Consider the following 12,830-nt stretch of genomic DNA (forward strand, 5'->3'; position numbering starts at 1 on the left):
AGGCGTGTCTCGATGCAACCGGAATATATATGCATTCCGTTATCAAGAAACACGCACTAAACTTAAAAATCGCACAAATTCGTGGCACTTTGATATATTGAGTCACGTGGAACAGACAGCTTTTCAACATGCAGAAGAATTTGGCTTCCAACCTGGAGATATCGTACAGCAGTGGCTGTGGGACGATGACGTTGACGATGCAATCTGCGACAATATCGAAAATCTTACTGGAGAAGATCTGGTAGATGAAGATTACGACTCATCTGTTGACGGCGTCATTATTTGGTGGCGCGATGGCGACGATGAGGATGAGTTGGCAGACACGATTATGGATGCCACAAACATGTTAGACGACGAAGCTCCAATGTGGGTTCTAACGCCTAAGCCTGGTCGCGAAGGCTCTCCAAGCTCCAGCACAGTGCAATCCGCTGCTAAAACAGCTGGCATGAATGCTGCAACTCCTTTAACCGTAAGCGAAGATTGGAACGGAATCCTCTTGCGCGCATTCGGCAAGGGTCAGAGCAAATAGCGCAAATAGTCGGCGATTAGTTAGTTAGCCTACGCGCTTTTTGTAGTGCTTCAGCGCTTCAGCGATTCATAGCACATTATTGACTTAATATTTATGTAGTGCGATTGTATAGCGACACGCCGTAAATCAGGTACAAACGCACTACAGGAATACACCAAATGAAGTAGAGATTCGAGATTTTTCGCAGCGGATGAAGCGTATCGCTCGCGCGTTACAGCGCGCTCACGTCTTCGCTTGCGTTGAAAGCACACCGTGCTTTCAACTTTGAGCAAGCTCAGCGCTCCGAGTTGCCTTCGCGCGCTACGCTTTAAGCGCTCAGGCAGTTCGGAGCGCGCGTTTGCGCAAACCATTGCGAGAATCACGCGAACTGTGCGAATCACGCGAACGTCCTCGTCCTCTGCTTCTTCCTCTGCCTCTGCGCTTTGGCTGCTCTGGCTCTGGCATACTCCAGCCCTCTTGCAAATCCGCCAAATCCCCAACAATTTCTTGCAAAACAGGCGAATCTGGCTTAACGTCTTCTGCCTTAGCATGAATTCCAGCGCGTCGAAGCATAGTGTTCGCCATGCGCTTTTGATTCGGCAACACAAGAGTTACAACATCGCCAGACTCCCCAGCGCGCGCAGTACGCCCAGATCTATGCAAGAACGATTTTGGATCCTCTGGAGGCTCGGTTTGCACCACAAGCGCCACATCGCTAATATCAATGCCTCGAGCCGCAACATCTGTAGCAACTAGAACGCGCACTAGCCCATCAGAAAACACAGCCAAGTGTCTATCTCTCTGATTCTGAGACAAATTTCCTTGCAAATCGACGGCTGGAATACCCTGACTAATGAACTTTTTAGCCATGTTCTTAGCTTGGTATTTTGTGCGAGTAAAGAATATAGAGCGTTTTTTACCAGACGCTAATTTACGTAGAACCTCATACTTATCTCCTGCAGACACTCCAAACACATGATGAGTCATTGTATCTACCTGAGAATCCGCATCATCCACAGCGTGCACAACAGCATTCGGCAAGAAGCGATTTACTATAGCAGCAACTTGCTTATCCAAAGTTGCAGAAAACAGCATTCTTTGACCATTAGGATTTGTCTGCTCTAAAAGCCTTGTTACAGCTGGCAAGAACCCCATATCAGCCATTTCGTCAGCCTCATCTAAAACACTGACTTCTATGTTTTCAAGCGTTAATGCGCCTTGTTTTAGTAAATCTTCTAATCGCCCTGGGCACGCTACTATAATCTGAGCACCTTGCTTTAATGGAGCAATTTGTCTCTGATATCTTACTCCGCCGTAAATAGTAACAGTATGCATCCCATATGCTGCTGCAAGAGGAGCAATCACCTCATCAATCTGATGCACAAGTTCTCGCGTAGGAGCCAAAATCATCGCATGAGGTGCTGGAATATTACTATCTTCGCGATTTTTGTTTTTTCTAGAAGTACGACCAGAATTTATTAAATCAACAAAGTTTTCAGCTAATCTTGCTACAAGAGGAATCGAGAATGCTAAAGTTTTACCACTTCCTGTACGCCCTCTACCAAGTATGTTTGCACCCTGTAAAGAGTCTGGCAGAGTGGCCTGCTGAATTGGAAAAGCTGTGTTTTTACCGTCTGCACGCAAAACGTTAACCAATGGTTCTGGAACACCAAGCTGTGCAAAAGTAACATCATCACTATAGTTTTCTCGAGATTCCACAGCTGTATCTGGAATCATTACGGAATTTTTTGTAATTTCTAGATTTTTCTTTATTGAAGACTCAGTATCAATAGTCGTCGGTTGCTGGCGACTTGTCTGGTGTCTATTGTGGCGACTATCTCTACTCTTCTTCATATTGCGATTGTCAAAATCAAAATCGCGCTTTTTTAAATCGCGTTTGCCAAAATCTTGTTCAGCTTCTTGAATTGCAATCTCTTCATATTGCAAAGCCTTTTCACGAGCACGACTTCTAGCTTTGTCTGCCTTGCGATTACGTGCTTTACGCGCATTAAATTCGTTATTCTTACGATTTCCCTGATATTCAAATGGGTTTCTATTAGACTTATAGCCTTTTTTAGAAAAATTCTTATTAGCTCCCTGACTTACAGCAGATTTTTTACCAGCAGATTTCTTAGCACCTTGCGTTTTAGCAGACGCAGCATAATGAGTATGTGGCACAATAGCCTTTCGTAAATTACTTCAACATAGTTGACATATAATGTTGACAATGCGTAATTACGAACATTCAAAGGCGCAATTACAAATGTAATTGCACAAAATTAATCTACAGACTGCAAAGCAGCAAAAGTGCGCAAAACAAGCAAACCGTGAATCGCAAGCATAAGCCGCGCAACTTTAATGTGTAATCACTACAAAGTCATGAACTAACTGAGCCTAACACAAGCCCCACACAATACGCAATAAGTAATGCAATACTGATCTACAAGCTACTCTTCTTCCAAAGAATCTATTGTAGGAGCAAGAACCAAATTTTTAACAAGCTCACGCGTACGAAGCTGAGAATCCGCATCCAGACAATCATCTGTAATAACAGTATCCACTTGGTCGAAGCGAGCAAACAGTGAAAGCGATGTGCAAGTCCATTTAGTGTGATCTGTTAAAATAATCGTACGATCCGCAATATCCATCAAAGCCATATCTGTAGCAGCTTCAAGAGAATTAGGCATTAGGAATCCACGAGGTAGGCTCACGGAATGAGTGCCCAAAAACACGGTGTTTACGCGCAAAGACGAAACAACCTTATCCGCAATAGGACCAACCAGAGAATTAGATCTAGTAATAACTCCGCCAGTAACAATAACTTCAATATCTTTAGACTCAAGCGCCTGAACAAGCTCTGCAACAGGAATCGAATTGGTTAAAATCGTAATACCAGAAGCTCTGCGAGACTCAAGTAGATGCTGAGCAAATACATAAGCAGTGGTGCCACCACCAATAGCTATAACATCTCCAGGCTGAACATAATCCACAGCTTTGCTGGCGATTGCGTCCTTTAAGCCCATATCCATCTGCGACTTTACCGAAAACAGAGGCTCAGAAAGAAGAGTGTTAGTTGTAACAGCACCACCATGAACTCTTTTTAAAAGACCTTTGTCTGAAAGCTCGGCGATATCCCTGCGAATAGTCATTGCCGAAACACTTAGCTCTTTAGAAAGAGCAGTAATACGCACAGCCCCTCTAGTGCGAAGACGGCTTAAAATCAACTGCTGACGCTGAGAAGAAATCATGTGAACATTATCGCACAACTAAACGCAAAAAACAAACTCAAATGAGCGTTTCTATGTGAAAAACGTTAGGTAGTTAACAAAATTCATAAGAAAATTTTGCAAAATTCAACAAAACGAACAAATGATTATGCAAAATTTACCAATACCAAGTTAGGTAGAGATTCGAGATTTTTCGCAGCGAATGAGATGTATCGCTCGCGCGTTACAGCGCGCTCACGTCTTCGCTTGCGTTGAAGGCACACTGTGCTTTCAACTTTGAGCAAGCTCAGCGAATCGAAGTGCATTCGCGCGCTACGCTATTCCTCACGGCTATTAGTAGCCGTTCGGCTGATTTGGCGCATAAAGTCCACTGGACTTTATGCATTAAGCCAAATCACGCTTTGAAGGAGCTTGAAATGCGTTATGCAATTTCAAGCTCAGTCAAAGCGCTCATGCAAGTCGATTCGCAGTCCTCCGATGGTGATTCGCTGAAGTAGCAAGAAAAAATCGAGAATCTCGGTGATTAAGATATACGCAATTGTTCTAGTACGTAAGAGGGCTGGGTGATTCTTGGTCGAACAATATAAGAGCGGCAGCCGATACCAAATAATCCAAATGATCAACCACTACAAACAAACTTCAACCAAAAAACAAAATCAAAGACAAAACGGAACAACCGCAACAACAACCAACACGCAAGAGGCAGAGCGTTGTGAGACAAGAATTAGCCAGCCCTCCTACAACAACAAACAAGGAAGATGCACAATACCAAACAAGAAAGCGCGCAACAGCAAACAAGTCAAAGAGCGTGCAATATATCAGTATTGATGATGCGTGTGATCGTGCATAACGTCTTTATGCTCCGACGCATGAGGAATATGCAAAACGCGCATACGATCAATCGCCTTACGCGCAAGCTGGTGAGCAGAACCAGCCCCATCACCTTTAACCCCAAAAATCACAATTAAAGCCATAACAGCCGTAATAATCGCACTAATTCTCAAAGTCCATTGAACACCAAAAATGCTGGCTGCCAAATTATCTGCAGAACCAACTCCAGTAAGCATATGATACCACTGAGTAAAAGTAGCCATAGTAACAACAAGTACTGGAGCACCAATAGCACCCCAAAGCTGTCTCATTGTATTAGTGACTGCAGAACCATCGCCCAACTCACTAGGTTGCAAGCAATTTAAAGACCATGTTGTAACAGGCATAAGCAAAAATCCCATGCCGATTTGTCGCGTAAACTGCCAGATTGAAATCCACCAAATCCATGTGTCTTTATCGATAAGGCTCATCATAACTGTGCCAAAAAGCAAAATAAGAGAGCCTGCCATTGCTACAGGTCGCACACCAAAACGATCGAGCATACGCCCACCAAAATATTGCGAAATTGCCATTCCAAACGCGCCAGGCAACAATACCAGACCACTCATAGTAGCTGAAAAACCACGATCTGATTGAATATACAGCGGAATAACCACCATAATTGAGCTAAACGCAAAGAATGTTAAACATGCGCAAGCGGTGCCAATCGTAAAATAGCGATTCTTCAACACGCTTATTCCAAGCAACGGCTGCTTTCCTTTAACTCGCGCACGCAATTGTCTAATCACAAACCACGTTATTCCACATGCTCCAACAACCATAGGTGACCACGAAAGCGGATTTGAAATACCATAAGACTCAATGTTTGTGAAACCAAACATAACTCCACCAAAGCCAACAATTGAAAGTCCAACGGAGAAAAAATCCGCCTTAGCAGAGCGATCATGTTCACCGAAATTATGTAAGAAAAGTATGGAAAGAATAATAGAAATTACGCCGATAATTGTAAGAGATAAGAATATAGAACGCCAACCATTAAAATCAGTTTGCATACCACCAACTGTTGGTCCAATTGCTGGAGCAATGCTCATTGCCATACCAACGCTACCCATAGCCATTCCTCTACGAGTAACTGGGTATACAGAAAACACAGTAATCTGTAGAACAGGCCACATAACTCCAGTGCCAATAGCCTCTAGAGTTCGCCCAGCTAACGCCATAATAAAATCATTACTCAGCCATGCCATAACTGAGCCTAGAGTAAAAAGAATCATGGAAGTAATAACAATTTGACGAGTAGAAAATCGTCTAGTCAAAAATGCTGTTAGCGGCACCATAATAGCCATAATCAGCTGAAAAATAGACGTAAGCCACTGTCCCGTAGTAACACTTATGTTAAACTCACGCACAATAGTAGGTAATGCAGCAGTGAGCTGCAATTGCGCAAAATTGCCAATAAAAGTTATAAAAGTTAGAATCGCCAGAGAAACCAAGGCTGCACGCGTAAGACGATTGTTTTTATACGCTTCTTCACCAACAAGAGCATGACTAAGTTTAGACAAGTTCACGAAAGACTTGCAGCTAGCATGCTCACTAGCAAATTCATCACCCTTATTAAACCATGATTTTCTAGGCAATATTGTCACTTAAATTTCCTTCCATATTCACACAACACGCATAAAATAATCAGCGATTATCGTAAAACCAAGAAACATACTTGACTCTACGATAATCGCCTTAAAACAAATCTATAAGTACACACTATGAGTCTGTGCGTCTATAAATCTATAATCCTCACAAACTTACAATTGCCGCAAAATTCATAATAGTAGCAAGTATAATACAAATCAGTAGCTTCTATGAGACAACCAATGCCTGTAGGCACCCTGAATGGAACCGTAACGACCATTGCAATAATTCCAGAACCAACGAAGCTGAGTCTGATAATTAGTCGCCCAGTCAGCACCCATAGAAGACATCTTTCTTCCAGGCAGAGCCTGAGGCAAACCGTATGCTCCAGAAGGATTCATAGCATTTACGCGCCAACCTGATTCATGTGAAATAATAAACACTGTAGCAGTAAAATCAGCTTCACTGTAACCGTTAGAAAGAAGCCAAGAATGCGCCCACTCCTGCATTTCACCAGCAGGAACTGTAGTACCAATAGAAGATGCAAAATCTGAATCTACGCTAGCTCCACCTGTGCCAACAAGAATGACCTTATCTTTTGGAGCCTGCTTAACAAACGATACAAAAACGTTAGACGAAACAACTTTATCACCTGCGCGAGTAACAATCTTACTTGTTTCCATCACGCCAGGAGCACCCTGATCCTTAACCTTTTCCGTGCCCTTTGGAAGAGCTGCAGTTTCCTTCTTAACCGTGTTAAAAGCAATCGGTTCATCAGAAGTTTCAAGCTTTGCGCCTGCACGCTTAATGTTGATAACTGTCGATTCAGTTACCTTGGAATCAAGTGCAGGCTCTACAACATCATTAGGCCCAAGAGTAATATCTCCAGCTTCTAGAACAGACTTAACGTTTGTAAAATCCGTGCCAAGAACAGTACGATGACTCCCATTGATATTCACAGTTATGTAAGAAGTAGCGCCTTTTTTAACACTTTTAAGCGAATTACGATACATACCACGCGAAACCTGATTAGAGGAATCTGTAGCAGAATAAGCAGTTATGTAAGGCTTCGCAGAATGATTCTTTGATGCCGAATAAAAGTTCCTAGACGCAATACCAAGAGTTACTACAGACACAAAACCAACAAAAATCGCTACAATTCTTGCCCACTGACGAACACTCAATGAGGTAAGTGTAACAGTTTTCCTTCGGTGACTTGTCATAACTCTCCTTGGTAGAAGTTAATGCACAAAGCGTAAATCTAAAAATAAATAATCCTCATACAGCTTTTTGCACAAAGTATGTATAATTGTAGACTCATGCAAAGAGAATGGCTTAAAATCAAGGTTCTTACTACTATTCCCCATCATTTTCAGATTCACTTGATTCGCTTACAGAATTACCTTCATCATCTTTACTAGGATCGTAAGCCTTAGCTTGATTGACTAAATCTTCTAAATCGGCTGGCAACAAAGCACCAGCCTGACGATAAATAACATCTCCACGTTTGATAACCATAACCGTTGGAACCGCTTTAATCGCCGCAGCACTTGCCAAATCAGGAGACTGGTCTATGTCTACCTTAACGAATGGAACATCGTCAAACTTTTCGCTAACTTGTTCAAAAATAGGACCAAAAGCTCGGCATGGTCCGCACCAAGTTGCCCAAAAATCAACAACAACTATTTCATTAGTACCAGCAATTTTCTCAAAATTATCTTGCGTAGCATGAATAACCGCCATTTTTACCCCTTTTAGTGCAATCACTTATTCATGCCATTATATATGTATCTGTCGCCTTGCGGCACTAGGCTAGAAAACATGCTTGATATCCAATTTATTCGTGAACATGCCGACGTAGTTAAGGAATCGCAGCGCAAGCGTGGCGAGTCCGTTGAGCTCGTCGATGAGGTGCTTCGTGCAGACGACTTGCGCCGCAACAGTTTAAAGGCTTTTGAAGCAGCCAGAGCAGAGCAGAAAGCAATAGGAAAAAAGGTTGCAGCTGCTCAAGATAGCGAGAAAGCCACACTTATTGCTCAGACTAAAGAACTTGCTCAAAAGGTTGCAGAATACAAGGCTGAATCTGAGCAGGCTACTGCCGACTACACTACAGCAATGTGGAAGCTTTCTAACATCGTTGAAGATGAAGCGCCAGAAGGCGGAGAAGATGACTACGTTGTAGTTAAGAAAGTTGGCACACCTCGCGACTTTGCTGCAGAAGGCTTTGAGCCAAAGGATCATTTGACTCTTGGAACTGGCGTTGCTGGAATTGATATGCGCAGAGGCGTAAAGGTTGCAGGCTCTCGCTTCTACTTCTTGCGCGGTGCTGTGGCTAGATTGCAAATCGCAATGCTTACTATGGCTGTAGACCAAGCCGAAGAGCACGGTTTTACGCTTGCGATTACGCCAACGCTTGTGCGCCCAGAAGTAATGCGTGGAACTGGCTTCTTGAATTCTCACGCGGACGAGATTTATCGCCTTCGTGAGCCAGATGATCAGTATTTGGTTGGCACATCCGAGGTTGCGCTCGCTGGTATGCACGAGGATGAGATTCTTGACTTAAGCAATGGTGCTTTGCGTTATTGCGGTTGGTCGAGCTGCTACCGCCGTGAAGCTGGTGCTGCTGGAAAGGATACTTCTGGTATCATTCGCGTGCATCAGTTCGATAAGGTAGAAATGTTCGTTTATTGCAAGCAGGAAGATTCTCGCGCTGAGCATCAGAAGTTACTTAGTATGGAGCAGGAAATGCTTGCTAAGGTGGAAGTGCCTTACCGCATTATTGATACTGCTGCTGGTGACCTTGGTTCTTCTGCTGCTCGTAAGTTTGATTGCGAAGCTTGGGTTCCAACTCAGGGTCGTTACCGTGAGCTTACTTCTACTTCTAACTGCACTGAGTATCAGGCTCGCCGCTTGAATGTTCGCGAACGCATGGAAGATGGCGGAACTCGCCCAGTTAGCACGCTTAATGGCACTTTGGCTACTACTCGCTGGCTTGTGGCTATTTTGGAAAATCATCAGCATGAAGATGGTTCGATTGATATTCCAAAGGCTATGCAGGCTTATATGGGTGGCAAAGAAGTTATTGAGCCTACTAAGTGGGAAGCGTGACTTTACTATAGTTTGAGTCTAAATTTTGTATCTTGACACGCGAGATCATTTAGTTTAGTATCAAATAATCTTCTCCTTTTGGGTTATATGTCAAAAAGTGTATAAAACTGTTCTGATGTATGTTCTTGAAATAGAATTTAGTCAGTTTAGTTTCATACACTTTTTGATGTATAGCTCTTTATTTTTATTTATTTTTATTAATTTATATTTTGCATTTAGTGAGCAATAAGTGGCGCTACTTGCGATTCGTAAGCGCGCAAAGCCATATCAATCACGTTGTGCATATCGTAATAGCTGTAAGTGCCCAAACGTCCACCGAAAACAGTGTTAGGCTGCGCCTCAGCAAGCTCTGCATAGCGCGCATACAATGCCTTATCTTCCTCAGTATTCACTGGATAATACGGCTCGTCGTCGCGAGTTGCAGCGCGAGAATACTCCTGCCACACAACAGTTTCCCCAGCTTTAACGCTTTTGCCTGGCACGAAAGTTGCGCAATCGCTAGCTTCACCACTAGCTTCCCCGCCAACCTCCTCGCGCTCTGGATTAAAGTTCTTAAACTCAATTGCGCGCGTAAACGGAACATCTGCATCCGAATAGTTCATAACTGGGCAGCCAAAGTGGTCGCTCTCCTGGTAACGCACTTCCTTAAAGTCCACAGTGCGCCACTTCAACTCGCCGAGCGCATAGTCAAAATACCTATCAACCGGACCGGTATAAACAACCGGCACTCCAGCCTCCGCCAACGCGTGCTTATTAAACGGCTGCGATTCGTCGAAAAAGTCCACGCCAAGCGAAACGTGAATACGCGGATCGTCAATCATGCGCTGCATCCAAGCTGTGTAGCCGTCCGTTGGCAATCCTTCCCAAGTGTCTTTAAAGTAGCGATTATTGTAGTTAAATCGCACAGGCAAGCGCTTGATAATTCCAGCAGGCAGCTTAGAAGGATCCGTTTGCCACTGCTTTGCCGTGTAATTCTTAATAAACGCTTCATAAAGCGGGCGCCCGATTAAACTAATGCCTTTATCGTTCAAATTCTGCGGATCTTTGCCAGCAAACTCCCCCGCTTGGCTTGCAATCAAAGCCTTAGCTTCTTCTGGCGTATAATGCGCGTGGAAGAATTGGTTAATTGTACCTAAGTTGATTGGCAACGAATACACTTCGCCGTCGTGAGTTGCGTAAACGCGATGCACGTAGTTAGTAAACGTTGTAAAGCGGTTCACGTAATCCCACACGTGCTTGTTGCTTGTGTGAAAAAGATGTGCGCCATACTTGTGAATTTCAATTCCCGTTCGCTCGTCAAAATACGAGTAAGCATTTCCGCCAATGTGACTACGCACGTCAATAATTTCAACGCTTGCGCCAGCGCGTTCTGCAGCCTGCTGAGCTACAGTTAAGCCAAACAATCCTGCTCCAACAACTACTAAATCTGGGTATTCGCTCATTTTCCCACTCATTTCTTGCTTTCTGATTTGCACTTACTCTTCGATTTTTAATTGCATTACTTCATATTTTTGATTTTGTAATCGTAGATTATTTTTTCAAGATTTCTCACACACGCCATAGTAAAACATTGCGCGCGCTGCAAAATCGTAAGCTTTTTAACAGCTGATTTAGCAAATTCTACGTCTTTAACATAATTTTTTTCGTATATTTTTTGGATTTCTGCGTCGCTACTTTTTCCGCCATTAAGCGTATTTTCTCCGCTTTTCAGCGCGCATCGCTCATACCTTAAGTTTCCAACCATTGTGTAGTAGCTTCTTGCTGGCACAACATTGTGCTTTAAGCACAAATCCCAATTTGCTCGAACTGCATCTATATGATCGTGATAAAAGCCCGCGTCTCGCATTTTATGCGTTACGGAATCCTCGCGTTGCAGCCAGTAATACAGCACTTCATCCACATGTGCCACGCAATTCATGCGCGAGTACAGCACGCTTGCCATCGCCGTGTCTTGCGCAAACTTTCCTTCGGGGAATCGCACTCCCTGCCAGATTTCTCGCTTGTAAAGCCTGCACCAATTCGCTTCGTTAAAGTAGTGCGCTTCGCTGTTTTTGCCCAGCTTATTTCCGATTATTCTAAATATTTTGCAAAATACAGTTTGATACGCTTTTAGAGGATTTTTTACGATTTTTATTTGAGTCGCGTTCTCTAAACGCGCGGTTACTTGCGATTTTTCCGTACCCAATCCGCGCGCACCCAAACCAGCTTCTTTTTTAATCTGCTCTAAGCTACTTAGCCCAAATTGACGCCATTTTGCTTTGCTCATACTAGCTCCGCTTTGCAAAATAGCGTTTAGTAAAATCTCAATATTTTTGTAATCTAGAATATCGTCATTGTCTGCAAACGCTATAAATTCCCCACGAGCCGCATCAAGCCCTGCGTTTTGCGCGCGCGATATTCCTCCGTTTTGTTGGTGTATTACTTTAACTCGCGAATCTTTTGATGCATACGAATCGCAAATTTTACCCGAGTCGTCTTTTGATCCATCGTCTACCAAAATCAGCTCTATGTTTTTGTACGTTTGCGCAAGAATCGAGTCCACGCATCCGCTCAAATATTTTGCAGAATTGTAGACTGGCACGATTATAGAAACTAGCGGATTTTCGTTTTTAGCATAATTTTCCATTGCTATCATTTCTATCCTTTCAAACCGCGTTCTGTTCTGCTTTGCGCATTTGACGAATCTTTTGCTGCCCATCCTTAAATCCGCGTATCATCGCGCGAATTTTCGCAAATTTATTCTTTTCCCACAGCGCAACGAAAATCATATCTCGCACAACTGCACGCAACGACTTAGCATACGAGTATGTTCCCATTTTGTAATCCACTACTTGCATATTTCGCGCTATATAGTACTTGCGATTTGCATTGTGATTCCACACGATTGGGTGTTTTATAATCAAGTTTATTGAGCGCGCTTTGCCGATTTGGTGTTCCATTATAACGTTTTGGCACTCTACGATTTGCCAGCCAGCACGCGCAAGTCGCCTTGAAAAGTCGAAGTCTACTCCGTCGATTTCTAGCCATTCGTCAAATCCGCCGATTTTCTGCCACGCTTCTACGCTTGTTAAGCTTCCAGACGTTATGCATTCGTCTTCGTGGCATTTGCTGTGTAAAATCGTGCCGTCTAAACGGTTTTTTAGCAAAGAGCATACAATTGCGATTTTGGAATTTTTTGAATTTTTTTGATTTACAAGACTTCCCTGATTTTCCAGGATTTTCTTGTATTCGCTAATCATGTTGCTTGGCACAACAGAATCGTCGTTAAGCGTTAGAACCCAGTTGAAACCTTGCGATTTTGCCCATTCAAACACTTGCGTTAATGCTTTTGCAAAACCAATATTTTGACTGTTTTTAACTAAAGTCACGTTTGCGTATTTGCTTACAACTTCTTGCAAACTTTTAACATTTTTAGACGCATTGTCTACGATTATTACGCGCTCTACTTGATTGCATAGCGCTTCTAAACACGTGCTTACGTCTGTTAAAGTTGGATTATAGGTGATTATTCCAGAACAAATACGCAT

11 protein-coding genes are annotated in these 12,830 nt (G+C 43.2%); 3 read left to right on the top strand and 8 right to left on the bottom strand.

Annotation, left to right across the window (positions count from 1 at the left end):
* The first annotated feature begins 106 nt into the window (after positions 1-106).
* Entirely contained in the window at positions 107-529 is a 423-nt protein-coding gene (locus P0106_RS01035) for a DUF3052 domain-containing protein (protein WP_473730327.1), read from the top strand.
* A gap of 315 nt (positions 530-844) precedes the next feature.
* On the opposite strand, the gene P0106_RS01040 is transcribed toward P0106_RS01035, so the two are convergent.
* Together P0106_RS01040 and P0106_RS01045 are read right to left on the bottom strand one after the other, a co-directional pair.
* Positions 845-2,686 (bottom strand): DEAD/DEAH box helicase, encoded by a 1,842-nt coding sequence (locus tag P0106_RS01040; RefSeq protein ID WP_064623300.1) that lies wholly within the window; start codon positions 2,684-2,686, stop codon positions 845-847.
* A 269-nt stretch (positions 2,687-2,955) separates the two neighbouring features.
* A complete protein-coding gene (locus P0106_RS01045) occupies positions 2,956-3,756 on the bottom strand; it encodes a DeoR/GlpR family DNA-binding transcription regulator (RefSeq protein WP_004112186.1) in 801 nt (266 codons plus the stop codon).
* Between the two features lie 230 nt (positions 3,757-3,986).
* Between P0106_RS01045 and P0106_RS01050 the strand changes: the two genes are divergently transcribed.
* The gene (locus P0106_RS01050; RefSeq protein WP_180946770.1) at positions 3,987-4,232 is read left to right on the top strand and encodes a hypothetical protein; all 246 of its coding nucleotides are present in this window, start codon (positions 3,987-3,989) and stop codon (positions 4,230-4,232) included.
* Positions 4,233-4,553: 321 nt separating this feature from the next.
* On the opposite strand, the gene P0106_RS01055 is transcribed toward P0106_RS01050, so the two are convergent.
* From P0106_RS01055 to trxA, 3 genes are all read right to left on the bottom strand, one after another.
* Positions 4,554-6,212, bottom strand: a complete 1,659-nt coding sequence (locus tag P0106_RS01055) for an MDR family MFS transporter (RefSeq protein ID WP_004116956.1) — start codon at positions 6,210-6,212, stop codon at positions 4,554-4,556.
* 201 nt (positions 6,213-6,413) lie between these two features.
* Positions 6,414-7,418 (bottom strand): aggregation-promoting factor C-terminal-like domain-containing protein, encoded by a 1,005-nt coding sequence (locus P0106_RS01060; RefSeq protein WP_009994001.1) that lies wholly within the window; start codon positions 7,416-7,418, stop codon positions 6,414-6,416.
* A gap of 133 nt (positions 7,419-7,551) precedes the next feature.
* On the bottom strand, positions 7,552-7,938 hold the full coding sequence (gene trxA, locus P0106_RS01065; RefSeq protein ID WP_004112182.1) for a thioredoxin: 387 nt from the start codon (positions 7,936-7,938) through the stop codon (positions 7,552-7,554).
* 78 nt (positions 7,939-8,016) lie between these two features.
* Here trxA and serS point away from each other — a divergent pair, with 78 nt between their 5' ends.
* Positions 8,017-9,303 (top strand): serine--tRNA ligase, encoded by a 1,287-nt coding sequence (gene serS, locus P0106_RS01070; RefSeq protein WP_014554758.1) that lies wholly within the window; start codon positions 8,017-8,019, stop codon positions 9,301-9,303.
* A gap of 215 nt (positions 9,304-9,518) precedes the next feature.
* Here the strand turns inward: serS and P0106_RS01075 are convergent, their stop codons facing one another.
* From P0106_RS01075 to P0106_RS01085, 3 genes are read right to left on the bottom strand one after another with little or no spacing between them, the layout of a single operon-like run.
* Entirely contained in the window at positions 9,519-10,745 is a 1,227-nt protein-coding gene (locus P0106_RS01075; RefSeq protein WP_174143000.1) for a UDP-galactopyranose/dTDP-fucopyranose mutase family protein, read from the bottom strand.
* A 56-nt stretch (positions 10,746-10,801) separates the two neighbouring features.
* A complete protein-coding gene (locus P0106_RS01080) occupies positions 10,802-11,929 on the bottom strand; it encodes a glycosyltransferase family 2 protein (RefSeq protein WP_473730348.1) in 1,128 nt (375 codons plus the stop codon).
* 19 nt (positions 11,930-11,948) lie between these two features.
* Complete coding sequence (locus P0106_RS01085; protein WP_004115801.1) at positions 11,949-12,830, bottom strand: glycosyltransferase; 882 nt, start codon at positions 12,828-12,830, stop codon at positions 11,949-11,951.

This window comes from Gardnerella sp. c11Ua_71 (genome assembly GCF_055818025.1).

What these genes read in the sequence shown, in the direction of transcription:
- trxA (WP_004112182.1), bottom strand. Translation starts at nt 7,938, where the DNA reads ATGGCGGTTATTCATGCTACGCAAGATAATTTTGAGAAAATTGCTGGT.
- P0106_RS01075 (WP_174143000.1), bottom strand. Translation starts at nt 10,745, where the DNA reads ATGAGCGAATACCCAGATTTAGTAGTTGTTGGAGCAGGATTGTTTGGC.
- P0106_RS01060 (WP_009994001.1), bottom strand. Translation starts at nt 7,418, where the DNA reads ATGACAAGTCACCGAAGGAAAACTGTTACACTTACCTCATTGAGTGTT.
- P0106_RS01045 (WP_004112186.1), bottom strand. Translation starts at nt 3,756, where the DNA reads ATGATTTCTTCTCAGCGTCAGCAGTTGATTTTAAGCCGTCTTCGCACT.
- serS (WP_014554758.1), top strand. Translation starts at nt 8,017, where the DNA reads ATGCTTGATATCCAATTTATTCGTGAACATGCCGACGTAGTTAAGGAA.
- P0106_RS01080 (WP_473730348.1), bottom strand. Translation starts at nt 11,929, where the DNA reads ATGGAAAATTATGCTAAAAACGAAAATCCGCTAGTTTCTATAATCGTG.
- P0106_RS01085 (WP_004115801.1), bottom strand. Translation starts at nt 12,830, where the DNA reads ATGCGTATTTGTTCTGGAATAATCACCTATAATCCAACTTTAACAGAC.